Source organism: Hydrogenophaga sp. T2 (assembly GCF_049843535.1).
GTDB lineage: Bacteria > Pseudomonadota > Gammaproteobacteria > Burkholderiales > Burkholderiaceae_C > Hydrogenophaga > Hydrogenophaga crocea.
This window is the reverse complement of sequence record NZ_JBBHZJ010000002.1, coordinates 127,583-150,831: the sequence shown is the minus strand read 5'-3', so window position 1 is coordinate 150,831 and position 23,249 is coordinate 127,583. Positions and strand designations below refer to the sequence as shown.

The window sequence follows — 23,249 nt, the reverse complement described above, 5'->3', positions numbered from 1 at the left end:
CAATACGCGGTTCACGCATCCCCCGGGGTGCATTCCCCCGCGCCGCCCGCCGGCCCGGGGCGCCACCGCCTCACCATGCCCCAAGTCCAGCCCGGCTCCTTCCTCACCCTGCACTACCGCATGAGCGATGCGCAGGGCCAGGTCATCATCGACACCTTCAGCGGCCAGCCCGCCACGCTCAGCCTGGGCCAGGGCGAGCTCTCGCCCGCCATCGAGCAGCGCCTGCTCGGGCTCGAGGAAGGCACGCGCACCGTGATCGAGCTCGCCGCGGGCGAGGCCTTCGGCGAGCGCCAGCCCGAGATGCAGCAATGGGTGGCGCGCAAGCTGCTCAACGAACTGGGCGACCCGCACGAGCAGTACGCCGTGGGCGACGTGGTGCAGTTCCCCACGCCCGACGGCACCGGCCAGTACGCCGGCGCGGTGCGCGAGGTGCGCGCCGACGGCGCGGTGCTGTTCGACTTCAACCACCCGCTCGCCGGCCAGCCCGTGCGCTTCGAGGTGCAACTCATCGGGGTGCTGTGATGGCGCTCAACGAAGTCGTCCTCGCCGAGCCGCGCGGCTTCTGCGCCGGCGTCGACCGCGCCATCGACATCGTCGAACACGCGCTCGCCAAGTTCGGCGCGCCCATCTATGTGCGCCACGAGATCGTGCACAACACCTACGTGGTCAACGACCTCAAGGGCAAGGGCGCGGTGTTCATCGAAGACCTTGCCGACGTGCCGCCCGGCGCCACGCTGGTGTTCTCGGCGCACGGCGTGAGCAAGGCGGTGCAGAACGAGGCCGAGCGGCGCGGCTTCCGCATCTTCGACGCCACCTGCCCGCTGGTGACCAAGGTGCACGTGGAGGTGGCCAAGCTGCACCGCGAGGGCTACGAGTTCATCATGATCGGCCACAAGGGCCACCCCGAGGTCGAAGGCACCATGGGCCAGCTCGACAGCGGCATCCACCTGGTCGAAGACGTGGCCGACGTGGCGCGTGTGACGCCGGGGCAGACCGAGCGGCTGGCGGTGGTCACGCAGACCACGCTCTCGGTGGACGACGCGGCCGAGATCCTGGCCGCGGTGAAGGCGCGATTCCCCAAGGTGCGCGAGCCCAAGCAGCAGGACATCTGCTACGCCACGCAGAACCGCCAGGACGCGGTCAAGCTGCTGAGCGCGCAGGTCGATGTGGTGATCGTGGTGGGCAGCCCCACGAGCTCCAACAGCAACCGCCTGCGCGAGCTCGCGGCCAAGCTCGGCACGCCGGGCCACATGGTCGACAGCGCCGACGAACTGCGCCCCGAATGGTTCGAGGGCAAGGCCCGCGTGGGGCTCACGGCGGGCGCCTCGGCGCCCGAGGTGCTGGTGCAGCAGGTGATCGACCGCCTGCGGGCCCTGGGCGCGATCTCGGTGCGCTCCATGGACGGCCTGACCGAGACCGTGAAGTTCCCGCTGCCCAAGGGCCTCAAGCTCGACACGCCCGACGCACCCGCCGCCTGATTCTTTTTCTGCACACCCCATGCTCGACATCGTCCAACTGCGCAAAGACCTCGACGCCGTCGTCGCGCGCCTGAACACCCGCAAGAACCCGCAGCCTTTCCTCGACGAAGCCGCCTACCGCGCGCTCGAGGCCGAGCGCAAGGCGCTGCAGACGCGCACCGAAGAACTGCAGTCGCAGCGCAACAGCCTGTCCAAGCAGATCGGCATGCTCAAGGGCAAGGGCCAGCACGCCGAGGCCGACGCCGTGATGGCGCAGGTGGGTGCGATCAAGACCGAGCTCGACGCCGGCGCCGCGCGGCTCGACGTGATCCAGGCCGAGCTGCAGGCCCTGCTCATGGCCGTGCCCAACCTGCCGCACGAGAGCGTGCCCGTGGGCGCCGACGAGAGCGGCAACGTCGAGGTGCGGCGCTGGAGTCCGGACGGCAAGGGCCCGCGCGCCTTCGATTTCCCGGTGCGCGACCACGTGGACATCGGCGCGCCGCTGGGCCTCGATTTCGACACCGGCGCGCTGCTCTCGGGCTCGCGTTTTTCCTTCCTGCGCGGCCCGGTGGCGCGGCTGCACCGCGCGCTCGCGCAGTTCATGCTCGACCTGCAGACCGAGGCGCACGGCTACACCGAGTGCTACACGCCCTACATCGTCAACCGCGAGGTGCTCGAGGGCACGGGCCAACTGCCCAAGTTCAAGGAAGACATGTTCTGGGTGCTGCGTGGTGGCGATGAAAGTGCCGCCGAGCAGTACCTGATCTCCACCTCGGAGATCTCGCTCACCAACACCGTGCGCGAGCGCGTGCTCGCCGAGAGCGATCTGCCGATCAAGCTCACCGCGCACAGCCCCTGCTTCCGCTCGGAAGCCGGCAGCGCGGGCCGCGACACGCGCGGCCTGATCCGCCAGCACCAGTTCGACAAGGTCGAGATGGTGCAGATCACGCACCCGGAGAAGAGCTACGAAGCGCTCGAGCAGATGGTGGGCCATGCCGAGGCGGTGCTGCAGAAACTGGAGCTGCCCTACCGCGTGGTTGCGCTGTGCACGGGCGACATGGGTTTCGGCGCGGCCAAGACCTACGACCTCGAGGTGTGGGTGCCGGCGCAGAACACCTACCGCGAGATTTCGAGCTGCTCGAACTGCGAGGCCTTCCAGGCGCGGCGCATGCAGGCGCGTTTCAAGAACGCGCAGGGCAAGAACGAACTGGTGCACACGCTCAACGGCTCGGGGCTGGCGGTGGGGCGGGCGCTGGTGGCGGTGCTGGAGAACCACCAGAACGCCGATGGCAGCGTGAACGTGCCGGTGGCGTTGCGGCCGTATCTCGGCGGCCTGGAAAAACTGCAGGCGGCTTGAGGGTTCGTCTTTTCGCCGACCGAGCCGGTTGTCGCCGACCGGTGTCCGGCTCCGCGAATGTCCTCCGGACGGCTGTGCCGTCCTCCCCCTTTATTTCGCTGCGCCGGACACCGATCACCGCCAACCTCATGGGCACTCGATGCGACCGCGCGCGTGCGCGAGGTGCCCCGCGCGAAAGGCATCTGAAAAGTCAGTGCTGCCGCAACACGTCCAGCAGCGCCTCGCACACCCGGTCGCACTGCGCGTCGCTCATCTCCACGTACAGCGGCAGCCGCACCAGACAATTCGCAAAGCGATCGCAATGCGGCAGCGCACGCCCGTCGTGGCGGTCGTGGAAGTAGGCGCTGCTGTGCAGCGACTGGTAGTGGAACACCGCGTGAATGCCCGCCTGGCGCAGCGCCGCGATCACCGTGTCGCGGTGCTCCAGTGAACGGCACACCACGTAGAACAGGTGGCCGTTGTTGGTCGCCCAGCGCGGCACGTACGGCACCTCCACGCCGTGGTGCGGCAACACCCCGGCCAGCTGGTCCCAGTAGCGCTGCCACAGTGCCTTGCGCCGCAGCTGGATCTGGTCGAGCACCTCAAGCTGCGCGTAGAGGTAGGCCGACACGATGTCGGAGGGCAGGAAGGACGAGCCCACGTCGACCCAGCCGTACTTGTCGATCTCGCCGCGGAAGAAGGCGCTGCGGTTGGTGCCCTTTTCGCGCAGGATCTCGGCGCGCGCCACCAGCGCCGGGTCGTTGATGGCCAGCAGCCCGCCTTCGCCCGCGATCACGTTCTTGGTCTCGTGAAACGAGAACGCGCCCAGGCTGCCGATGCCGCCCAGCGCGCGGCCCTTGTAGAACGAATCGATGGCCTGCGCCGCGTCTTCCACCAGCGCGATGCCATGGCGCGCACAGAGCTCGAGCAGCGGGTCCATGTCGCAGGCCATGCCCGCGTAGTGCACCGGCACGATGGCGCGCGTGCGCGGCGTGATCAGCGCCTCGACGTGCGCCACGTCGAGGTTGGGGTTGTGGGCCTCGCTGTCGGCGAACACGATGCGCGCGCCGCGCAGCGCGAAGGCGTTGGCGGTGGAGACGAAGGTGAACGAGGGCACGATCACCTCGTCGCCCTCGCGGATGTCGAGCAGCAGCGCCGCGAGTTCGAGCGCGTCGGTGCACGAGGTCGTCATCAGCGCCTTGTGAAAGCCGTAGCGCTGCTCGAAGAAGGCGTGGCAGCGCTGGGTGAACAGGCCGTCGCCCGAGATCTTGCCCGAGGCCACGGCCTCCGCGATGTAGACCAGCTCGCGACCGTGCAGGTAGGGCTTGTTGAAGGGGATGGGCGCGGGCGCGGCCAGGGCCGTGGGCAGGCCCGCGGGCAGCGCGGCGGGCAGGGCGGCGGGCGGGCGTTTTGGCGGCACGGGGCGCAGCGGGTGCGGGCCGATGTTCTGCGGCGTGATCATGCGGGGCTCCTCGGGGCGAACAGCGCGGCCAGGCCTTGCACCAGGCGCGCCTCGCTGTGGTGCTCGCGCAGCAGCGCGGCGTTGTGCGCGCGCGTGGCCTCGTCGAGCGGTTCGGCGTTGAATTCGGCCAGGGTGAACAGGCGCACGCCCAGGCTGGCGAGCTGGCGGCTGTGGCTTTGCTCGGGCCGCGCATACACCTTCTTGCCCAGGCTCAGCAGCGTCACGGCGTTGCCCAGGCCCTGTTGCCGGTTGTGGTGCAGCACGGCGGCGTCGATGCGGCCGAGGAAGGCGTTGTAGTCGGCCAGCGGCATCAGCGTGGTGATGGCGTGGAAGTCGGCGCCGAACTGGCCGCGGCCGTTGGCGATCACGAGATCGCGGTAGGCCGGGTCGCCGTAGGCGAGCGGGCAGTGCACTTCCATGCCCGGTTGCCAGTGGCGCGTGAGGCGCGCGAACACCTCGAGGTGGCAGTTGCTCTCGGTGGCCGAGTTGCCCACCAGGATGCGCAGCGGCCCGGGTTCGCGCGGCGCCAGCGGCGCGCTGCTCGCGAGGTTGGACGGGTAGGTGAAGCAGACCAGGCGCTCGCCGCGAAAGCCGTAGCGCTCGTGCGCCACGTCCATGTCGCCGGGCAGGCCCACCGCGCCGCCGAGCTGGGTGATGACGGCGCGGCGCAGCGCCTCGTTCTGTTCGTGGCCCGGCGTGCGGGCCTGCCACTGCGCGTCGTAGAGGTCGCCGCCCCAGATCACCCAGTGGCTCTTGCGCGCCAGCGAGGGCAGGGCGTAGAGCAGGCGCAGCACGCGCTCGGACCACAGGCCGTGGATCACGATGCGCTCGGCCGCGAACAGCGCCTGCAGCAGGCGCGGCTCGTCGTGTTCGCCGGCGATCCAGTCGAGCGGCTGGTCGGCGCGCAGACCGAAGTCGCTGCGCGGCGCGCCGAGCAGGCAGAAGCGGTGTTCGCTTGCGTCGAAGTGGCGCAGCACGAAGTCGACGAAGGGCGCAATGAATTTGTCGGGCACCATGAGGTGCACCGTGCGCGCGGCGCGGGTCTCGACGGCGGCGCTCATCCCGTCGCCTCCGCGGGGGCGGCGCAGGCCTCGACCACCAGCGCGTCGGCGCCCGCACCCGCGGCGCGCGCGGGCAGTTCGGGCACCAGGGCCGCGATCTGCGCGGCGGCGGCGTCGAGCCGGGCCGGGTGCAGGCCCGCGAACACCAGGCGCGGTTGATCGAGCCGCAGCTGCGGCGCGAGCGCGGCCAGCGCCACCACGGGCGCACGCGGGCCGTCCCAGGCGTTGGGGGCCAGGTGCACGGCGTCGAAGAGCGCACCGCCCAGGCCGTCGAGCGCGGGCAGGCGCGTGTGGTGGGCGTCGAAGGCCACGTCGGTCCAGGGCGCGTGGCCGGGGCCGTCGCCGCCGCGCAGCGCCAGCGCCTCGCCGTCCGCGGCCTGCACCAGCAGCGCCAGCGCCTGCGTGTGGGCGTCGTCGCCCAGCGCGAGCACACGCGCGCCGCGGTGCGTGTCCAGCCACTGCCACCAGTCCCAGAGCAGTTCGGGGTCGAGCGCCTCCAGCGTGCTGGCCGGCAGTTCGCGCAGCAGCGCGGGCACGGCCAGCGCCAGGCGCGCGGCGGTCCAGGGCGAGGCGGCGGCCTCGGCCGGCGCGGGGACCGCGGGCGTGGCGTGCAGGCCGTCGGCCTCGGGCTCGTCGATGCGCGGCAGCGGCCGCTTGGCGAGCACGATGCGCGCGCATTCGCGCTGCCTGGGCGACGACAGGCTCTGCGCCTCGCCCGCGAGCCGGTGGTGCGAGCCCGGGTTGCTCTCGGTGTAGCAGTAGGCGCGCACCGGCAGGTAGCGCCAGCGCCGCGTCTGGTCGAGCATGGGGTAGGCGATGGCCAGGTCGCAGGCGGCGTCGAGCCAGCGGCCGTCGGGGTACTGGAAATGGCCGTGCGGCACGCGCGCGAGCAGCGCGGCGCGGAAGCTGAAGAGGTGGCTGCTGAGCCAGGGCTGCTGGCGCGGCGGCACGTAGCGGTTGAGCGGGCCGTTCTCGCCGAAGCGGCCCTGGTCGCTCAGGTAGTTGGTCCACACCACGTCCTCGCCCTGCTGGTAGGCGCGCACGAGCTGTTCGAGCACGGTGATGTCGATCAGCAGGTCGTCGGCGTCGACCACGGCCACGGCCTCGTAGCCGGGCGCGAGCGCGCGCAGGTGCACGCTGGCGTTGTGGGCCTTGCCCATGCGTTCGGGGTTGCGCACGAAGTGGTGGCGCCCGGGCAGCCAGCGCTGCAGCGCGGCCTGGGCGATGCGGTCGGTGCCGTCGTCGGAGGCGTCGTCCACGAACAGCACGTGCGCGTTCGCGAGCGTCTGGCGCGCGATCGAGCGGATGTTGTCCTCCACGTAGGCCGCGCAGTTGCGGCCGGTGGTGAAGACGAGCAGGGGGGAGCGGTCCATGGGTTGCCGGGTGCCACGGGTGGACAAAGCACTGGCAGGCAGTGTAGGCAGCGCCCCCGCGGCGCAGGCGCGGAGAAACGGGGCGGAAACCCGTCAGTTCGGCGGTTCGGCGGGCGGCGGTGCGGCCTCGTCCTCGAGCTCGAGGCGCAGGTACACGCGGCGGCCGGTGGCCGGGTCGGTGAGGTGCAGCAGGCGGCTGTCGGGCAGGAAGCTGCGGCCGCGCAGCAGGTTGATCAGGTCGCCCGCGCGCCAGGTGCTGTCGGGGTCGAGTGCGGCGCCGGCCGCGAAATCGGCCGCGCTGTGGTAGCTGGCCGGCGCGTCGGCCGTGGCCGTGGGCGCGGGCTGCGCCGGGTCGCGCAGCCAGGGCAGCAGCTCGTCGAAGGCGCTCGCGGCGAGGTCGTCGAGCCGGCGCTGCAGGCTGCGCGCGGTGTCGCCGGGCGCGATGTCGAGGGCGCGCTGCAGCAGCAGGGGGCCGTGGTCCACGCGTTCGTCCACCCAGTGCAGGCTCACGCCGGTGCGGCGGTCGCCCTGGATCAGGGCCCAGTTCACCGGGTAGGCGCCGCGGTGCGCGGGCAGCAGGCTGTAGTGCAGGTTGAGGGTGCCGCGCCGCGGCCGCGCGAGCCAGGGCGCGGGCATCAGGTGCTTCCAGCTCAGCAGCAGGTGCAGCTCGGCCTCGGGCAGATCGTGCGGTTGCAGGCCGGGGCCGAAGCGGTGCAGCGGCAGGCCCGCGGCCTTGCACAGCCCGGCCACGCCGGGCCACCAGCGCTGGCCGTTGTCCTGCGTGGTCACCACGGCCACCAGCGCAATGCCGCCCCGCGCGTGCTCGTCGATCAGCCGCTGCAGCAGGCGGTGGCCAATTTCGTGGTCGACGAAGGCAATGAGGGGGGTGGGCTTCATTGGCGCACGATGAGGGTGAACTCCCACAGCCCGTAGTCGTGCAGCAGCGCGACCTGGCGCGAATAGCGGCGCTTGCAGAGGTCGAACAGGCGGCAGGGGTCGGCGTAGTAAAGGTCGGGCCGCATCTTGTCGGCGTCGGAATAGCTGGTGAGGCAGTTGAAGGCGAAGCCCGCGCGGCTGGTTTCGTGCAGCACGTCGAGCGTGGCCACGATGTGCTCGAACCAGGCCTCGTCGGGCGTGTTCAGGCGCACGCTGAAGATGCCGCTGGCCAGGCCCACGTCGGCCACGCGGTCGGGCCGCGCGGCCTCGATGAAGCGCGCGTTCGCGCGGCCCGCGTGGCGCTCGCGCGCCGCGGCCACCATGGGCGCGGCCACGTCCACGCCCAGGTAGTCGGCCTCACGGCCGCGCGCCACCAGGAAGTCGAGCAGCGCGCCGTAGCCGCAGCCCAGGTCGTTGATCGAAGGCGCAGCCAGGCCGTCGGCCACGCGCAGCAACTGCTCGAAGCGCAGCCACTGGCCCTGCTCGCCGTTCCAGTCCACGCCCTGCGGCGTCTGGCCGTGGCGCGCGATCTTGTCGGCGTAGTAGCCGGCCAGCGGGGCCAGCAGGTCAGGAGCGGTCATGGGGCACGTGCTTCATGTGACGGGCCGATTGTGGCCCGCAGTGGAACAGCAGGTCGAGCACGCTGAGCTCGTGCACGAAATCGCCCCAGAGCTGGGGGTAGGCGGGGTAGCCGCCGTAGTCGAACCAGTGCACGCGCAGGCCGCGTTCGGTGAACACGGCCTCGTCGAGGTAGTCGCGCGCGGCCGGGCCCGACACGTAGTCGGTGCCGCCGGCCTGGCGCACCAGGTCGGCCAGGCGCTCGCTCTTGCCCTCGGCCAGCGTGTAGTCCCACGAGTTGCGCAGCACGGTGGTGATGCCCAGGTAGGCGCACACGGCCTCGATCAGTTGCCGGTTGAGCGCCGACAGGTGCGTGTGCGGCGCGCCGAGGTAGATCGGCTCGAGCCAGGCCGCGATGGCCTCGAAGTGCGGCGCGCGCCGGTAGTTGAGCGTGAGCGCGCGCCAGTGGTCGGCGGCCCATTCGGTGCCGTCGATCTCGGTCTCGCGGATGGCCTGGTGGTAGCGCCCGCTCGCCCGCACCGGCACCGTGAGCCACTGCGGGCCCTGCGGTGTCTTGATGCGGTTGCGGTTGCGCCAGTCGCGCCGCGTGTACTGCATGTCGTCGTACAGCACGAACTCGTCGACCGAGGCGATGAGGTCGAAGTAGCCCTTCCAGGGGATGTAGTTGGACTGGACGATGGCGACCTTTTTCACCGGCGCATTGTTGCAGGTCTGCGTGGCCTCAGCCCGCGCGCCGCGCCGGCTCGAGCGGGTGCGCCAGCGGCCGCCCGCCCGCGCGCGCGCTGCCGCTCACGAGCTCGCCCAGCAGGTCGGCCGTGGCCGCGCTGAGCGTCCAGCCCAGGTGGCCGTGGCCGGTGTTGTAGAACACGTTGGCGCGGCGGCCGCGGCCCACGCGCGGCATCATGTCCGGCATCATGGGCCGCAGGCCGGCCCAGGGCACCACCTGGCGCGTGCTCACGCCGGGGAAGCATTGCTGCACCCAGTCCACCAGCGGGCGGATGCGGTCGGCGCGGATGTCGCGGTTGAAGCCGTTGAACTCGGCCGTGCCCGCCACGCGGAAGCGGTCGGGGCCGAGGCGGCTGGTCACGAGTTTGGTCTCGTCGTCGAGCAGGCTCACCGTGGGCGCGGCGGCGCGGCTGGCCTCGTCGGTGAGGTTCACCGTGATCGAATAGCCCTTGACCGGGTACACGTTGATGCGATCGCCGAGCTGCGCCGCGAGCGCGCGGCTGTTCACGCCCGCGCAGACCACGAGCGCGTCGAAGGCGTGTTCCTCGTGGCCGTGTTCGCCGGCCAGCGTCACCGTGGCGCGGCGGTCGTCGCTGCGCAGCGAACGCACCTCGCGGCCGTACACGGTGCGCACGCCCAGGCGCTCGCAGGCCGCGGCCAGGCCTTGCGTGAAGCGGTGGATGTCGCCGGTGGAATCGCTTTCGGTGTAGTAGCCGCCGTGGTAGGTGCCGGCCAGCGTGGGCTCGATGGCGCGCATCTCCTCGGGCGTCACGGCGCGGCGCTGCAGGCCGCCTGCGGCGAGCAGGCGCGACACGCGGCCTGCGTGTTCGAAGCCCTGGCGGTCGCGGTAGATGTGCAGGATGCCTTCGCGGCGGTGGTCGAAGTCGATGCCCTCGCGCTCGGCCCAGTCGAACAGGTGCGCGCGCGCGGCGATCGCCAGCCGCGTGGTCTCGATGGTGTTGGCCTCGTAGCGCGGGATGCTGGCGATGAATTCCGCGAACCAAGACAGCTTGTGCCAGCCCGGCCGCGGGTTCACGAGCAGCGGTGCGTCCTGGCGCAGCATCCACTTGAGGCCCTTGAGCAGGGTGGAGGGATGGGTCCAGGTCTCGGCGTTCGAGGCCGAGAGCTGGCCGCCGTTGGCGAACGAGGTCTCCATCGCGGCGTAGCGGTGCCGCTCGAAGAGCGTGACGGCGAAGCCGCGGCGGGCCAGGGCGTAGGCGGTGGTGATGCCGGTGATGCCACCACCGATGACGGCAAAGGATTTCATGGATGCGCTCCAGGCGTCGGACGAGGATGTGGGCAGACCGCGCAACCGCGCGGTCTGCGCCCCCTCTGTCCGGTACCTGAGAGATTCACCCTGCGCGCGGGCCGCGGCGGGGCTTGCTCCTTCGGTGTGCCGGCTGACGAAGCGCGGCAACTCTTCAGAGTGTTGAGCGCACGGGCCGGTCCTGGGGCCTGAGAGTTTCCGGGGCGGTTGCTCCTTCGGCGCCGCGCCGGGGGGCGCGGGCTCTCCCGGTCCGTGCGGGGAAATGCGGTGCGCGTGAGATCAGCCAGACGCCTTCAGGTAATCGGCCACCAACCGTGTCCACAGTTGCGCGCCGGGTTCGATGATCGCGTCGTTGAAGTCGTAGCCCGGGTTGTGCACCGAGCAGGCGCCCGGCGTGCCGGGGCCGCCGTTGCCCACGAACACGTAGCAGCCGGGCACGGCTTCGAGCATGAAGGCGAAGTCTTCGCTCGCGGTGAGCGGCGCGGCCTCGGTGTTCACGCGCGCTGCGCCGAACAGCTCGCGCGCCAACCCGGCGGCGAGCCGGGTTTCGGCGGGCGTGTTCACGAGCACGGGATAGCCCTCGCGCCAGTCGATCAGGGCCTTCACCTTGAAGCTCGCGGCCTGCAGCTGCACCAGTTCGGTGATGCGCTCGCGCAGCAGCGCGCGCACTTCGCGGTCGAGCGCGCGCACGCTGAGCTCGAGCGTGGCCTCCTCGGGAATCACGTTGTTGGCCTGGCCCGCGTGCAGCGCGCCCACCGTGACCACCGCACTGTGCAGCGGGTCCACGTTGCGCGAGACCACGGTCTGCAGCGCGGTGACGACGGCCGCCGCGGCCACCACGGTGTCGGCGGTGGTCTGCGGCATCGCGCCGTGACCGCCCACGCCCTGCAGCCGGATGGTGACGTTGTCGCTCGAAGCCATGCTGGCCCCGGTGCGGAAGTGGAAGTGGCCGGCCTCGATGCCGGGGATGTTGTGCAGCGCGTACACCGCGTCGCAGGGAAAGCGCTCGAACAGGCCGTCGCGCATCATGGCCTGCGCGCCCGCCGCACCTTCTTCGGCGGGCTGGAAGATCAGGTGCAGCGTGCCGTCGAAGTCCAGGTCTTCGGCGATGAAGCGCGCCGCCGCGAGCAGCGTCGCGGTGTGGCCGTCGTGGCCGCAGGCGTGCATCAGGCCCGCGCGCCGGCTGCCCCATTCGCGGCCCGGGGCTTCGGCGATGGGCAGCGCGTCCATGTCGGCGCGAATGCCCAGGCGGCGTGTGCCCTGGCCGCGCCGCAGCACGCCCACCACACCGGTGCCGCCGATGCCGGTGTGCACGGTGTAGCCCCAGGCGCGCAGCTTGTCGGCCACCAGGGCCGCGGTGCGGTGCTCCTGGAACGCGAGCTCGGGGTGGGCGTGGATGTCGCGGCGCAGGCGGATGAACTCGCCGATGCGCGCCGACATCGCCTGCGCGAGGTAGGGCGCGCCGGCCTCTGCGACGGCCGCCATCACTGCGCCTGCAGGTGGATGGACTTGGCGATGGCGCGGTACTTCTCCGTGTTGTCCGCGTACACCCGGGCCACGGCCGCGAGCGGCTGCGGGCGCGGAACCACCATGGCCTGGGCTTCGAGCGCGGCGCGGATCTCGGGGTCGTTGGCGACCTCGCTGAGCGCCTTGTGCAGCGCCTGCACGACGGGCTCGGGCGTGTCCTTGCGCACGAAGTAGCCCGACCAGGTGTCGAACACGAAGCCCTTGAGCCCGGGCGAGGCGCTCAGCGGCGCGGCGTTCCTGAACGCGTCCTGGGGTTCGGCCGAGAGCACGCCCACCACCTTGAGCTTGCCCTCGCTGACCATGCCGATCTGCCCCTTGCCGTAGGGCGTGATGAAGAAGTCGACCTGGCTGCCCATGATGTCCTGGAACGCGGGCGCGCTGCCCTTGTAGGGCACGTGGGTCATGGCGATGCCGGTGAGCTTGGCCAGGTGCTCGCCGAGCAGGTGGTACATGGAGCCCGGGCCCACGCTGGCGAAGGTCAGGGGCCGGCCCTCGGCCGCGCTCTTGCGGGCGAAGGCCAGCAACTCGTCGCCGTTGTTCGCGGGCAGGTCCTTGCGCGCGAACACCGCCATCGGGTTCACAGTGATCATCTGCACCAGGCGGAAGTCTTCGCTCTTGTACTTGAGCGCCGAGGCCGAGAGCGGCGCGAGCACCAGTTCGTTGGGCGAGCCCTGGAAGATCACATGGCCGTCGGCCGGGCTGTTGAGCAGCTTCTGCGCCGCGATGCCGCCGCTGGCGCCGCCCAGGTTCTCCACCACCACGGGCTGGCCCAGGTGCCTGGCCAGCGTGCCGCTCAGGGTGCGCGCGATCACGTCGGACACACCACCGGCCGGGTAGGGCACGAGCAGCGTCACGGGGCGCGAGGGGAAGGTCTGGGCGAGGGCGGCGCCGGTCAGCGCGAGGCCGGCCAGAACGGCCGCGGTGCGGCGGAGGAAGGTGCGTTTGCAGGCGGTCATGGCGGTGGGGGGTGTGGGCGGGTTGCCTGTCCGATGAGCAGGTGAGCGGCATGCTAGGCAGCGCCCTACCATGTGTCCAATGCATTATTTTCTTGATAATGATTCAAGAAGCGCATTCGCTTGACCGGGGCCCCGCATGAACATCCGCCACCTCGAACACTTCCTGGCCGTGGCCGAAACCGGCTCGTTCAGCCGCGCGGCCGAGCGGCTGCACCTCACGCAATCGGCACTGAGCCGCAGCATCCAGTCGCTCGAGGACGAGGTGAGCGGGCGGCTGCTGGACCGTGTGGGCAAGCGCAACGAGCTCACGCCGCTGGGCCGTCAGGTGGTGGAGCGCGCGCGGCGCATCGTGCTCGAGGCCTCGGAGCTGCGCCGCGGCGCCGAGCTGATGCGACAGGCCAATGCGGGCGCGGTTCGCGTGGGCCTGGGCTCGGGGCCGGGCGCCCTGCTGATGACGCCGCTGATGTGCCACATGGCGCAGCACCACCCGCAGGTGCGCGTGCGCGTCGTGCGCGCGCCCACCGAGCTGCAGCTCGTGAAGCTGCGCACGCGCGAGCTCGACGCGCTGATCGTGGACATGCGCGCGGTGCCGCCCGAGCCCGATCTCAACATCGAGCCCGTGGCCGAGATGCAGGGCGGCTGGATCGTGCGCGCGGGGCACCCGCTGCTCGCGCAGCGCACGGTCACGCTCGACGACGTGCTGCGTTACCCGATCGCGTCCACGCCGCTGTCGCACGAGGTGGCGCGCCAGCTCGCGGCGCAGTACGGCGGGCGCGCCCTGCCGGCCCGCATCGTCACGCTCGAATGCGACGACGTGGAAAGCATGATCGACGTGGTCGAGCGCACCGACACCGTGTTGCTGGGTGTGCTGGCCACGGCGCGCGAGCGCATGGCCGCGGGCGCGCTCGCGGTGCTGCCGGTGCGCCCGGCGCTGCGCGCCACGGCGCGCTTCGCCTATGTGACGCTGGCCGGCCGCAGCGAAGCGCCGGTGATGGCCATCCTGCGCGAGTTCGTGGCGCAGCGCATGGTGGACTGAGCCCGCCTCACTGCACGATGCCGCGGTCCTTCAAGGCCCGTATCTGCGCGTCGCTCAGGCCGATCTCGCGCAGCACCGCGTCGCTGTCCTGGCCCAGCGCGGGCGCGTTGCGGCGGTGCCCGCCGGGCGTGGCCGAGAGCTTGGGCACGATGCCCGGCACCGTGAGGGCGCTGCCGTCGTCCAGGCGGATCTGCTGCAGCATGCCGCGCGCCTGGTAGTGCGGATCGGCCGCGATGTCGGCGATGGTGTAGATGCGGCCCGCAGGCACCGCGGCGCCATCGAGCGCGGCGAGCACCTCGTCGACGCTGCGCTCGGCGGCCCAGTCGCCGATGGCCGCGTCGAGTTCGTCCACGCGCTTGACGCGGCCCGCGTTGTCGGCCAGCGCGGGGTCGGCCGCGAGGTCGTCGCGGCCGATCACCTTCATGAGGCGGCGGAAGATGCTGTCGCCATTGCCCGCGATGATCGCGTAGCCGCCGTCGCGGCAGCGGTAGGCGTTGGTGGGCGCGATGCCCGGCAGCGCACTGCCCGCGGGCCCGCGCACCGCACCGAAGGCGCTGTACTCGGGCAGCAGGCTCTCCATGCAGTTGAACACCGCTTCGTAGAGCGCCACGTCGATCACCTGGCCGCGCCCGCTCGCGTGGCGGTGCTGCAGCGCGAGCAGGATGCCGATCACGCCGTGCAGCGCGGCCAGCGTGTCGCCGATGCTCACGCCCACGCGCACCGGCGTGCGCCCGGGCTCGCCCGTGAGGTGGCGCAGCCCGCCCATGGCCTCGGCCACCACGCCGAAGCCCGGGCGTTCGCGGTAGGGGCCGCTCTGGCCGTAGCCGCTGATGCGCAGCACGATCAGCCGCGGGTTGAGCGCCAGCAGCTCATCGGGTCCGAGGCCCCAGCCTTCCATGGCGCCGGGGCGGAAGTTCTCGATCAGCACGTCGGCCTCCTGCGCGAGCCGGCGCACCACGTCCTGCGCCTCGGGCTGGCGCAGGTCGAGCGCGAGCGAGCGCTTGTTGCGCGACTGCACCTGCCACCAGACCGAGGTGCCGTCCTTGAGCAGGCGCCACTGGCGCAGCGGGTCGCCCGTGCCGGGCGCCTCCACCTTGATCACCTCGGCGCCGAAATCGGCCAGGGTCTTGGCGGCGAAGGGGCCGGCGATGAGCTGGCCGAGTTCGATCACCTTGAGGCCCGCGAGCGCGGCGGGCGGCAGGGGCGGCTGGGGGGCGGAAGCGGTCGTGTCGGACATGGCCGTAGTGTCCCCCAGCCGGCGCCCGATCAGCGCTTGAGCACCAGCGGCTCGCCCACGCGCTCGCGCGCCACGTCTTCGGGGTGGAAGGGCAGCGTGGGCCACTGCTTGGCCGCGTACAGGCGCAGCTGGTCGGTCTGGTGCGGCGAGGCGGGGTTGGTGCTCTGGCCGTAGGTGAGCAGGGCCTGGGCCACCGGGCCGCGCTCGTCGAAGGTCACGGTCTGCACGTAGCTGGTGCCGTAGTCGATGCGCAGGCCGCGCGGCGAGATGCCCGGGCGCGCGCGGTCGCCGATGTTGTTGAGCGTGCCCTCGATCTCGTCGCCGCCGTGCACCGGGATCGCCGCGTCGCTGAACACCGCGCGCTGCACCGCGCCGAGCTCGGCATCCGGTGCGAAGCCGGCGTCGCGCACCTTCTTCACCGCGCCGGCCAGCGCGTCCCACACCTTGGCCGCGGTCGCCGCGTCGGCCAGGCGCAGGCCGCTGGGCGTGTCCACCGGGCGCGCCTTGTCGTAGGGCACGCGGTACACGCCGGGCAGGGTGCTCGCCGTGCGCCAGAACTCGCGGAACAGGTGGGCGCCGCGCGCGCTGGCGTCGTTGCGGTAGCCGCCGCGGGCAAAGGCCTGCAGCGCGGCGCAGCCCTCGCGCAGGTCGGCCGCGGGGTTGGCGAGCGCCTTGCAGCCCTCGAGCAGGTCGGGCAGCACCAGACGCGCCATGAGGTTGCGGTTCTCGAACAGCTGGGCCTGAATGCCCGTGAGCGTGACCTTGCCCTTGCCGATCATCTCGGGGATCTCGATCAGCCCCGAGCGCGTGCGCGGGCGGCGCAGCACGTCGTCGCCCACCAGCGGCGAGATCGCGGGCCAGCTCACCGCGGGGTGGGTGTAGAAGAAGCTGTCGTTGCTGTTGTGCACCCAGTCGGTCCGCTTCACCGCGGCCAGGCGCGCGGGCGGCGTGAGGCCGGGCACGGGCGAGGCCGGGTCCTTCTTCCAGTTGCAGTCGCTGCGCGAGCCGTCGAGCACCACCAGGCCCGCGGCCGGCAGCACGGCCGCGGCCGCGCGGCTCGGGGCGCAGCGCTGCAGCTGCGCGGCGTCCACGTCGGGCACCACGCTCATGTCGGCGTAGAAGGCCTGGCCGTGGCGGTCGGCCGCGATGGTGTTGACCCAGGGCGTGCCCAGGTTGCCCAGCGCCTGGCGCAGGTCGTCGACGCTGCGCGCGCGCGCAAAGCCCAGGTAGGTTTCGGTGCTGCGCAGGCCGCCGGCGTTGGCGTCCTGCAGCGCGTAGGCGCGCTCGGCGGTCCAGTTCAGGCCCGCGCGCGGGATGGCGAGCACCGGCCCGTAGTGCGTGTTCCACACGGTGTGCGTCTTCTCGCTCACCTGGCCGTCCTCGCCCTTGACGCGGTAGCGCACCGCCTTGGCCACCATGTCGCGCGGCTGGCCGTCCAGCAGGTAGCGCGTGGGCTGGCCGGGCACCAGCGCGAGCTCGTGCAGCGTGAAGCGCTTGCCGGTGGACACGGTGTGCGACCAGGCCACGTCGCGGTTGAAGCCGATCTGCACCAGCGCGGCCAGGCCGATGCTCGCGCCCATCACGTCGAACTGGCCCGGCACGGTGAGGTGCATCTGGTAGAAGCGGCTCGGCCCCACCCAGGGGAAGTGCGGGTTGCCCAGCAGCATGCCGCGGCCGTTGGCGGTGGTGTCCTTGCCGAAGGCCCAGGCGTTGGAGCCCAGCGGCGATTCGAACAGGCCGGCCTCGCGCAGGTAGGCCTGGGCGCCGGCCACCTGTTCGGCGAGCCGGGCGGCGTCGGGCGCGGCCGGCGCGGCACCGGTGCGCGCCGGTGCGGCCTCGGCCTTGGGCGGGGCCGCGCCCAGGATGGCGTCGGCCAGCGCGCCCGCGCCGGCCTGCACCTGGATGGCCTCGGTGGCGCGGTAGTAGTCGGTGAGCGCCATGGGCCGCACCCAGGGCTGGCCGTTGCAGGCCGCGGGCAGCTTGCCGGCATGGTCCTGCAGGAAGCGGTTGTAGCCGGCCACGTAGCCGCGCGCCTGGGCCTGGCCGGCCGGGCTGGACGCGGCCCACAGGCGCGTGAGCGCGGCGTCGTCCATGTGGGCGGCGACGAAGGCGTCGATCACCGGGTTGGGCAGGGTGCGCACGCCCAGGATGCCGGTGCCCTTCTCGCCGAAGAACAGCGAGCGCTCACCGCGCACGGTGAGCAGGTGGTCGGCGGTCTGGCACACGTTGTCCTGCGCCTGCGCGTAGGCCACGCCGAAGGCCAGGGTTTCGAGGTCGGGCGCGGTGATGTGCGGCACGCCGTGGGCGGTGCGCACGATGGTGGCGCTGCCGCCGGCCGTGCCTGAAGGGCCGGACGGCAGCGACGAGCAGGCGGCCAGCGCACCCGCCAGCACCAGCGGCAACAGGGTGGCGGGCCGCGGCAGGGTCGGCGGGCGTTTCATGGGCGGGTCTCCTCGGGATTGAGAGACCCGCCACATTGGGCGCGTCGGGCGTCACTTCGTGACGCAAACGTGACGATTTGCGGGTTAGTCCCGACGCGCCGGCATCAGGCCTTCTTGACCCAGGCGCTGCACCAGCCCTTGGCGGACACGCTCTTGCCCGGGAACAGCGCGCAGGGGCCGCCGGCGTCGCCGGCCTTGCCGGTGTAGAGCTGGCAGCCGCTGCACTGCTGGCTGTTCTCGTGCTTGGGGAACTTGGCCTTGCTGACCTTGGTGGTGTCGGCGGCGTAGCCCAGGGCCTGTGCCTGGGCGTCGGTTTCGGCCACCATGGGCGCGGCCTGGGCCTGGGCGACCCGCGCGAGGGCGAGGGCGGCCGAGCCGGTGGCGACCTGGATCATGAAAGTGCGGCGTCGTGGGGTGGACATGTTGTGCCTCTTGAAGGGGGACCAGCGAAAGGGCTTGTGAACACCATGGCGGCCGTGGCGGGAGAAAGCCCTTCGGACGAAGCCGCCCGCCACTTCGAGGACCGCACCGGAATCATCGCGCCGCCCTTGCGGCGCCGCGCCGGGCCCGCGGTTTCCCGAGCGCGTTCATCTTGTATCCACTTGTCGCAGGCCCGGCAGGCAGGCCGCGGCGTGCAGCGCACCACCCAGCGCCAGCCACAGCAGGATGGCCGGGGTGCGCGCGTCGCTGGTGGCCTCGAGCAGGGCCAGCAGCAGGGCCAGGCCCGCGCCGGCGTGCCAGACCGCGGTGGCCTGACCGCTGCGGCGCGGGCCGAAGCCCCAGCGCCACAGCCGCAGCAGCAGCTCCAGCGCCACCACCGCCAGGGCCAGCCAGACGGCGTGCGAGGCGCTCAGGCCGCTCCAGGCGTTCACAGGCGCGCCAGGCCCAGCAGGTGGGCCGTGTCCTTGAGGAAGATGCGCAGCTGAGCGAGCGGGCGGCGGCGGCTCAGGGTCTTGTTCATGTACGACTCGAAGGTGAGCTGCTGCACGTCCTTGTCTTCGCAGATCTTCACGAAACGTTCGCGGCGCTGCTCGCTGCCGTACCAGAACCACTGCATGAGCCCCAGCACCTGGAACACGCGGCCGTGCTCGGCCATGAAGCGCCGGCGCGCCTGGCGCAGCGCGCGCGGCTTGCCCGTGGCCAGCAGTTCCAGCACCGCCTCGGCCGCGAGCTGGCCGCCCAGCATGGCGTAGTAGATGCCCTCGCCCGAGGCCGGTGCCACCACGCCCGCGGCATCGCCGGCCAGCACCACGTCGCGCCCGTTGTCCCAGCGCGGCAGCGGCTTCATGGGAATGGGTGCGCCTTCGCGGCGCAGCACCTCGGCCGCGCCCATGCCGGCGCGCGCGCGCAGCGCGGTCACGGCCTGGCGCAGCGAGAAGCCCTTGTCGGCGCTGCCCGTGCCCACGCTCAGCGTGTCGCCGTGCGGGAACACCCAGCCGTAGAAATCGGGCGAGATGTCGCCCTGGTAGTACACGTCGCAGCGCTGCGGATCGTGGCCCGGCGCGGCGGCCGGCGCCGGCGTGCGCAGGATCTCGTGGTACGCGAACACGAAGCGGCCGCGCTCGGCGCCGGGCACGGCCTGCAGCGCCACGCCCGAGCGCGCGCCGTCGGCGCCGATCACGGCGCGCGTGCGCACCGCGTGCAGCGTGCCGGCGTCGGCCCGGTAGTGCACCACGCTCAGGCCGTCGGCGTCGCGCGTGAGCCGCACGAAGTTGCCGGCGCGCAGCTGCGCGCCGCTGTGCGCCGCGCGCTCGCGCAACCAGGGGTCGAAGCGGTGGCGGTCGACCATGCCGACGAAGCCGTTGTCGATCGGGATGTCCACGCGCTTCGTGCTCGGCGCGATCATGCGCGCCTGCCGTGCCCGCGCCACCAGCTGTGTATCGGGGATGTCGAAGTCGCGGATCAGCCGCGGCGGGATCGCGCCGCCGCAGGGCTTGATGCGTCCGCCGCGCTCGAGCAGCAGCACGCGCTGGCCGCGCTGCGCGAGCAGCCGCGCGGCCGTGGCGCCCGCGGGGCCGCCGCCCACCACCACGGCGTCCCAGGTGCCGGCCTCGCGGGCGGTGTCGGCTTCGATGTGCACGCGTGCGTTCATGGCGATCCTGCCCCGGCCCACAGGGGCCCGTGTGGCGCCGGGCGGGCCGCCGGCGAAGCGATGCGCCACGCCAGGGCGGCCGACGCGAGGAACAGCGCCGCCTCCAGCGCGAACACGAAACCGTAGGCCGGGCCGGGGCTGCCGATGAGCCAGCGCGCGAGGTCGCTCGCGGCCGTGCCGAGCACGCCGCCCAGGCCGAAGGCGATGGCCTGGGCCGCGCCCCACAGCCCCATGCGCACGCCCTCGCGCGCGGCCCGGCCTTCGCTGGCCAGCCGCATCATCGAACCGATGGCGCCGATGGAAAACGCGCCGTTGGCCACGCCGAGCGCGAACACGCAGGGCGCGAGCGGCCAGGCCTGCGGCCAGGGCCCCGAGGCGGCCAGCGCGAGCAGGGCCAGCGCCGAGGCCAGGCAGCCGCCCACGGCCCAGCCGCGCAGCGAGGCCAGGGGCGCGAGCCAGCGGCGCGCCGGCCAGCGCGCCGCCAGCAGCGTGCAGCCGGCCACCAGCAGCATGCCCAGCAGCACGCCGCCGTGCTGCACGCCCGACAGCTGCGTGGAGCGGCCCGGCGAGTAGCCGTGCACGAGGCCCGCGAAGGGCTCGAGGATCAGGTCCTGCGCGCTGAACGCGAGCATGGACACGAACACGAAAACCGTGAAGCGGCGCGCCACCGGCTCGGCCCAGACCTCGCGCAGGGTCTCGCGAAACGGCGCCGCCGCGGTGGCGCCGCCGGCATTCGGGCCCGGGCCGTCTTCGATCCGGTGCAGCGCCAGCAGCGTGCCGAGCAGCGCGAGCAGGCTCACGCCGGCACTCACGGCCAGCAGCCGCTCGGGCGTGAAGGGCTCGAGCCAGCGGCCCGCCAGGCCCGCGGTGAGCGCAAAGCCCACGATCATCATGAGCCACACCAGCGTGGCCGAGGCGGCGCGGCGCGGCGCGGGCACACGCCGCGTGAGCAGCACCAGCAGCGCGGTGCCGGCGGCGCTCACGCCCACGCCCACCAGCGCAAAGGCCAGCACCGCGAGCAGCAGGCCGGCCACGGGTGCGCTCGCCATCCACACCGTGGCCAGCGCGGCCAGAAAGCCTCCGCTGGCCAGCACCGCCATGCCGCCGCGGATCCAGGGCGTGTGGCGGCCACCCAGGTCGGTACCGTGGCCCATGCGCGGGCGCACGAACTGCACCGCGTAGTGCAGCGCCACCAGCAGGCCGGGCAGCACGGCGGGCAGGGCGAGCTCCACCACCATCACGCGGTTGAGCGTGGACGTGGTGAGCACCACCACCGCGCCGATGCAGGCCTGCACCAGCCCCAGCCGCGCCACGCGGCCCCAGCCGAAGGTGGCGCTCGTGTGCATCAGACCGCCCCCCGCAGCGCGAAGGCGCTGACCATCATGCCCGCCACGAAGACCGGCACGCCCACGCCGCTGTACCAGCGCGCGCGTTCGAGCGGTGCCTGCAGGAAGCGGCGCATGAGCAGCGCCTGCAGGCCCATGAGCCCGAGCACCGCCGCGGCGTGCCCGGTCTGCTGCCAGGCCAGCAGCAGCGCCACCACGCCCGCCTGCGGCAGCAGCATGAAACCGCAGGCGGTGCGCGCCGCGCCCGTCACGCCGAGCTGCACCGGCAGCGAACGGATGCCGGTGCGCCGGTCGCCTTCGATGGCCTTGAAGTCGTTGAGCGTCATGATGCCGTGCGCCCCCAGGCTGTAGAGCGCGGCCAGCGCCAGCGTGCGCAGGTCGGGCATTTCGCCGCCGGCCATCACGGCCGCGCCGGTCACCCAGGCGATGCCTTCGTAGCTGAAGCCGCAGGCCGCGTTGCCCCACCAGCCGTTGGCCTTGAGCCGCAGCGGCGGCGCGCTGTAGGCCCAGGCCAGCGCCAGGGCCAGCACCGTGGCCCCGAAGCCCCAGGGGCCGAGCGCGCTCGCCACCGCGAGCGAGAGCAGGGTCCACAGCAGCGCGAGGTACAGGCCCCAGCGGCCGGGCATGCGGCCCGAGGGGATGGGGCGCTGCGGCTCGTTGATCGCGTCGACGTGGCGGTCGAACCAGTCGTTGACGGCCTGGCTCGTGGCGCACACCAGCGGGCCGGCCAGCAGCACGCCGATCACCGCGGGCGTCCAGCGGCCATAGAGCGCTGCGCCCGAGGCCACCACACCGCAGGCAAAGGCCCACATGGGCGGGAACCAGGTGATGGGCTTGAACAGCTCGGCAACGGTGGACAGCGAGGGGGCGGCCATGGTTCATTCTCAAGTGGACACACCGGAGTGTCAATTGATATTGACACCAAGGACATGTCGCATTGAACTCCGGCATGCGACTAGACTCACAGGCTTGTTCCCTGACCCTGGTCGCCCACCCGCTTGCACCGCGCATGAATCCCTCGAACCTGTCCGCGCCGGATCTCGGGCCCCTGTCCCCTTGGGCCCCTGAACTCGCGCAGGCGTTCGTCACCCTGGCCAGCGACATCGCGCTCGTGATGGATGAGCAGGGCGTGATCCGCACCGTGGCCCAGGGCCGCCACGGCGGCGACGAGGCCATGCTGCCCGGGGCCCGCAGCTGGGTCGGCCGCCGCTGGGTCGACACCGTCTCGCCCGACACACGCGCCAAGGTCGACCAGCTGCTCACCGAGGTGGCCCGCACCGGCCTCGCGCGCCGCCGCGAGCTCAGCCACCCGCTCGACGAAGGCGCGAGCGTGGCCGTGGCCTACACCGCGGTGCGCCTGGGCCAGGACGGCCCGGTGCTGGCCGTGGGCCGCGACCTGCGCGCCATCGGCGCCATCCAGCAGCGCTTCCTCGAAGCCCAGCGCGACATGGAGCGCGGCTACTGGCAGGCGCGCCAGGCCGAGGCGCGCCACCGCCTGCTGCACCAGGTGGCCAGCGATGCCGTGCTGCTGATCGACGCCGCCGAGCGCCGCATCACCGAGGCCAATGCCGCGGCGATCGACCTGTTCGGCACGCCGGCCGAGCACCTCGTGGGGCACGCGCTCTCGGGCTTTCTGCTGCAAACGCACCGCCAGGCCGTCGACGACCTCGCCGTGACGGTGCTGCACACGGCCCAGGCCGCCGAGATCCGCATCCGCCTGATCAACCACAGCACGCCGGCCAGCCTCGCGCTTACGCCCCTGCCTGGCGAGGGCCGGGCGCTGCTGTTGGCGCGCGTGCGCCTGGCCGAGCAGCCCGGGACCGCGGCCCAGCTCCACCAGACCCTGGCCCGGCTGGGCGAAGGCGCGGCCGAGGCGGTGCTGGTGACGGATTCGGCCGGCCACGCGCTCATGGCCAACGCGGCCCTGCTGCGCCTGCTGACCCTCGGCGACGAGCGCGACGTGAAGGGCCGGCACCTGGCCGATTGGTTCGAGGTCGCCGGGGACGGGCTCGACGCACTGATCCGCCGCGTGCGCCGCAGCGGCATGGCCGTGCGCGAACCCGCACGGCTGCTCGCGGCCGACGCGCGCGCCCTCCCTGTCGAGCTGTCGGCCTCGCTGCTGTCCGAGGGCGACATGGAGTGCATCGGCTGGTCCGTCGGCCGCCTGGGGCCTGCGGGTGCCGCCAGCGGCGAGGCCCTGCAGAGCGCGCTCACCGCGCTCGCGGGCCAGGTGGGCGAGCTGCCGCTGCCCGAGCTCATGCGCGAGGCGGCCTCCCTGATCGAACGGCATTTCATCGGCCTGGCCCTGGAGCGCGCGCACGAAGACCCCGCCGCGGCCGCGCGCCTGCTGGGCGTTTCAGAACAGCGCATCGGCGGCTTGCCCGGCGGCGTTCCGCCCCTTCCGGAGACACCCTGAC

21 protein-coding genes and 1 riboswitch are annotated in these 23,249 nt (G+C 72.5%); of the genes, 5 read left to right on the top strand and 16 right to left on the bottom strand.

The features are described from left to right. The first annotated feature begins 75 nt into the window (after positions 1–75). From WDZ95_RS04280 to serS, 3 genes are read left to right on the top strand one after another with little or no spacing between them, the layout of a single operon-like run. Positions 76–522 (top strand): FKBP-type peptidyl-prolyl cis-trans isomerase, encoded by a 447-nt coding sequence (locus WDZ95_RS04280; RefSeq protein ID WP_166230693.1) that lies wholly within the window; start codon positions 76–78, stop codon positions 520–522. Further along, positions 522–1,478, top strand: a complete 957-nt coding sequence (gene ispH / locus WDZ95_RS04275) for a 4-hydroxy-3-methylbut-2-enyl diphosphate reductase (RefSeq protein WP_166230696.1) — start codon at positions 522–524, stop codon at positions 1,476–1,478. Before WDZ95_RS04280 ends, ispH begins: the two co-directional genes overlap by 1 nt. 19 nt (positions 1,479–1,497) lie before the next feature. Beyond that, positions 1,498–2,814: a serine--tRNA ligase gene (gene serS / locus WDZ95_RS04270; RefSeq protein WP_287468427.1), complete on the top strand. Its 1,317-nt coding sequence runs from the start codon at positions 1,498–1,500 to the stop codon at positions 2,812–2,814. Between the two features lie 190 nt (positions 2,815–3,004). On the opposite strand, the gene rffA is transcribed toward serS, so the two are convergent. The 9 genes from rffA to WDZ95_RS04225 form a co-directional block, all read right to left on the bottom strand. After that, positions 3,005–4,255, bottom strand: coding sequence for a dTDP-4-amino-4,6-dideoxygalactose transaminase (gene rffA, locus WDZ95_RS04265; RefSeq protein ID WP_425776464.1), 1,251 nt, complete (start codon positions 4,253–4,255; stop codon positions 3,005–3,007). Further along, the gene (locus WDZ95_RS04260) at positions 4,252–5,316 is read right to left on the bottom strand and encodes a TDP-N-acetylfucosamine:lipid II N-acetylfucosaminyltransferase (protein ID WP_425776462.1); all 1,065 of its coding nucleotides are present in this window, start codon (positions 5,314–5,316) and stop codon (positions 4,252–4,254) included. The genes rffA and WDZ95_RS04260 overlap by 4 nt, the downstream gene beginning before the upstream one ends. After that, the gene (locus WDZ95_RS04255) at positions 5,313–6,689 is read right to left on the bottom strand and encodes a glycosyltransferase family 2 protein (protein ID WP_425776460.1); all 1,377 of its coding nucleotides are present in this window, start codon (positions 6,687–6,689) and stop codon (positions 5,313–5,315) included. The genes WDZ95_RS04260 and WDZ95_RS04255 overlap by 4 nt, the downstream gene beginning before the upstream one ends. Positions 6,690–6,782: 93 nt before the next feature. Beyond that, positions 6,783–7,586, bottom strand: coding sequence for a formyltransferase family protein (locus WDZ95_RS04250; protein WP_166230708.1), 804 nt, complete (start codon positions 7,584–7,586; stop codon positions 6,783–6,785). After that, positions 7,583–8,206 carry a class I SAM-dependent methyltransferase gene (locus WDZ95_RS04245; protein ID WP_166230711.1) on the bottom strand — a complete coding sequence of 208 codons (624 nt, stop codon included), beginning with the start codon at positions 8,204–8,206 and terminating at the stop codon, positions 7,583–7,585. Before WDZ95_RS04245 ends, WDZ95_RS04250 begins: the two co-directional genes overlap by 4 nt. Beyond that, a complete protein-coding gene (locus WDZ95_RS04240) occupies positions 8,193–8,897 on the bottom strand; it encodes a WbqC family protein (protein ID WP_425776457.1) in 705 nt (234 codons plus the stop codon). Before WDZ95_RS04240 ends, WDZ95_RS04245 begins: the two co-directional genes overlap by 14 nt. A gap of 28 nt (positions 8,898–8,925) precedes the next feature. Continuing rightward, positions 8,926–10,197, bottom strand: a complete 1,272-nt coding sequence (locus tag WDZ95_RS04235; RefSeq protein WP_166230717.1) for a D-amino acid dehydrogenase — start codon at positions 10,195–10,197, stop codon at positions 8,926–8,928. 55 nt (positions 10,198–10,252) lie between these two features. Then, positions 10,253–10,365, bottom strand: a riboswitch (glycine riboswitch). A gap of 111 nt (positions 10,366–10,476) precedes the next feature. Further along, entirely contained in the window at positions 10,477–11,682 is a 1,206-nt protein-coding gene (locus tag WDZ95_RS04230) for a M20 aminoacylase family protein (protein ID WP_425776455.1), read from the bottom strand. Beyond that, positions 11,682–12,680: a Bug family tripartite tricarboxylate transporter substrate binding protein gene (locus WDZ95_RS04225; protein ID WP_425776453.1), complete on the bottom strand. Its 999-nt coding sequence runs from the start codon at positions 12,678–12,680 to the stop codon at positions 11,682–11,684. The genes WDZ95_RS04230 and WDZ95_RS04225 overlap by 1 nt, the downstream gene beginning before the upstream one ends. A gap of 136 nt (positions 12,681–12,816) precedes the next feature. Between WDZ95_RS04225 and WDZ95_RS04220 the strand changes: the two genes are divergently transcribed. Beyond that, on the top strand, positions 12,817–13,716 hold the full coding sequence (locus WDZ95_RS04220) for a LysR family transcriptional regulator (RefSeq protein ID WP_166230726.1): 900 nt from the start codon (positions 12,817–12,819) through the stop codon (positions 13,714–13,716). A gap of 7 nt (positions 13,717–13,723) precedes the next feature. Here the strand turns inward: WDZ95_RS04220 and WDZ95_RS04215 are convergent, their stop codons facing one another. The 7 genes from WDZ95_RS04215 to chlG all read right to left on the bottom strand — a co-directional run bounded on the left by WDZ95_RS04215 (position 13,724) and on the right by chlG (position 21,707). Next, positions 13,724–14,953, bottom strand: coding sequence for a CaiB/BaiF CoA transferase family protein (locus tag WDZ95_RS04215; RefSeq protein WP_166230728.1), 1,230 nt, complete (start codon positions 14,951–14,953; stop codon positions 13,724–13,726). A 29-nt stretch (positions 14,954–14,982) separates the two neighbouring features. Further along, positions 14,983–17,394, bottom strand: coding sequence for a penicillin acylase family protein (locus tag WDZ95_RS04210; RefSeq protein ID WP_425776450.1), 2,412 nt, complete (start codon positions 17,392–17,394; stop codon positions 14,983–14,985). 104 nt (positions 17,395–17,498) lie between these two features. Beyond that, positions 17,499–17,816: a high-potential iron-sulfur protein gene (locus WDZ95_RS04205; RefSeq protein WP_166230734.1), complete on the bottom strand. Its 318-nt coding sequence runs from the start codon at positions 17,814–17,816 to the stop codon at positions 17,499–17,501. 165 nt (positions 17,817–17,981) lie between these two features. Then, positions 17,982–18,266 carry a hypothetical protein gene (locus WDZ95_RS04200; protein ID WP_425776448.1) on the bottom strand — a complete coding sequence of 95 codons (285 nt, stop codon included), beginning with the start codon at positions 18,264–18,266 and terminating at the stop codon, positions 17,982–17,984. Beyond that, complete coding sequence (locus tag WDZ95_RS04195) at positions 18,263–19,486, bottom strand: geranylgeranyl diphosphate reductase (protein WP_425776446.1); 1,224 nt, start codon at positions 19,484–19,486, stop codon at positions 18,263–18,265. The genes WDZ95_RS04200 and WDZ95_RS04195 overlap by 4 nt, the downstream gene beginning before the upstream one ends. After that, positions 19,483–20,832, bottom strand: a complete 1,350-nt coding sequence (locus WDZ95_RS04190; protein ID WP_425776444.1) for a BCD family MFS transporter — start codon at positions 20,830–20,832, stop codon at positions 19,483–19,485. The genes WDZ95_RS04195 and WDZ95_RS04190 overlap by 4 nt, the downstream gene beginning before the upstream one ends. After that, a complete protein-coding gene (gene chlG, locus WDZ95_RS04185) occupies positions 20,832–21,707 on the bottom strand; it encodes a chlorophyll synthase ChlG (protein ID WP_166230746.1) in 876 nt (291 codons plus the stop codon). Before chlG ends, WDZ95_RS04190 begins: the two co-directional genes overlap by 1 nt. 134 nt (positions 21,708–21,841) lie before the next feature. On the opposite strand from chlG, the gene WDZ95_RS04180 reads away from it, so the two are divergent. Beyond that, positions 21,842–23,248: a PAS domain-containing protein gene (locus WDZ95_RS04180; protein ID WP_425776441.1), complete on the top strand. Its 1,407-nt coding sequence runs from the start codon at positions 21,842–21,844 to the stop codon at positions 23,246–23,248. Position 23,249 lies beyond the last annotated feature (1 nt).

Excerpts from the sequence above, each read along its gene's own strand:
- WDZ95_RS04255 (WP_425776460.1), bottom strand. The coding sequence starts at position 6,689 with ATGGACCGCTCCCCCCTGCTCGTCTTCACCACCGGCCGCAACTGCGCG.
- WDZ95_RS04210 (WP_425776450.1), bottom strand. The coding sequence starts at position 17,394 with ATGAAACGCCCGCCGACCCTGCCGCGGCCCGCCACCCTGTTGCCGCTG.
- serS (WP_287468427.1), top strand. The coding sequence starts at position 1,498 with ATGCTCGACATCGTCCAACTGCGCAAAGACCTCGACGCCGTCGTCGCG.
- WDZ95_RS04235 (WP_166230717.1), bottom strand. The coding sequence starts at position 10,197 with ATGAAATCCTTTGCCGTCATCGGTGGTGGCATCACCGGCATCACCACC.
- WDZ95_RS04220 (WP_166230726.1), top strand. The coding sequence starts at position 12,817 with ATGAACATCCGCCACCTCGAACACTTCCTGGCCGTGGCCGAAACCGGC.
- WDZ95_RS04205 (WP_166230734.1), bottom strand. The coding sequence starts at position 17,816 with ATGTCCACCCCACGACGCCGCACTTTCATGATCCAGGTCGCCACCGGC.
- WDZ95_RS04225 (WP_425776453.1), bottom strand. The coding sequence starts at position 12,680 with ATGACCGCCTGCAAACGCACCTTCCTCCGCCGCACCGCGGCCGTTCTG.
- WDZ95_RS04190 (WP_425776444.1), bottom strand. The coding sequence starts at position 20,832 with ATGCACACGAGCGCCACCTTCGGCTGGGGCCGCGTGGCGCGGCTGGGG.
- WDZ95_RS04245 (WP_166230711.1), bottom strand. The coding sequence starts at position 8,206 with ATGACCGCTCCTGACCTGCTGGCCCCGCTGGCCGGCTACTACGCCGAC.
- rffA (WP_425776464.1), bottom strand. The coding sequence starts at position 4,255 with ATGATCACGCCGCAGAACATCGGCCCGCACCCGCTGCGCCCCGTGCCG.
- ispH (WP_166230696.1), top strand. The coding sequence starts at position 522 with ATGGCGCTCAACGAAGTCGTCCTCGCCGAGCCGCGCGGCTTCTGCGCC.
- WDZ95_RS04180 (WP_425776441.1), top strand. The coding sequence starts at position 21,842 with ATGAATCCCTCGAACCTGTCCGCGCCGGATCTCGGGCCCCTGTCCCCT.
- WDZ95_RS04195 (WP_425776446.1), bottom strand. The coding sequence starts at position 19,486 with ATGAACGCACGCGTGCACATCGAAGCCGACACCGCCCGCGAGGCCGGC.
- WDZ95_RS04280 (WP_166230693.1), top strand. The coding sequence starts at position 76 with ATGCCCCAAGTCCAGCCCGGCTCCTTCCTCACCCTGCACTACCGCATG.
- WDZ95_RS04230 (WP_425776455.1), bottom strand. The coding sequence starts at position 11,682 with ATGGCGGCCGTCGCAGAGGCCGGCGCGCCCTACCTCGCGCAGGCGATG.
- WDZ95_RS04250 (WP_166230708.1), bottom strand. The coding sequence starts at position 7,586 with ATGAAGCCCACCCCCCTCATTGCCTTCGTCGACCACGAAATTGGCCAC.
- chlG (WP_166230746.1), bottom strand. The coding sequence starts at position 21,707 with ATGGCCGCCCCCTCGCTGTCCACCGTTGCCGAGCTGTTCAAGCCCATC.
- WDZ95_RS04215 (WP_166230728.1), bottom strand. The coding sequence starts at position 14,953 with ATGTCCGACACGACCGCTTCCGCCCCCCAGCCGCCCCTGCCGCCCGCC.
- WDZ95_RS04260 (WP_425776462.1), bottom strand. The coding sequence starts at position 5,316 with ATGAGCGCCGCCGTCGAGACCCGCGCCGCGCGCACGGTGCACCTCATG.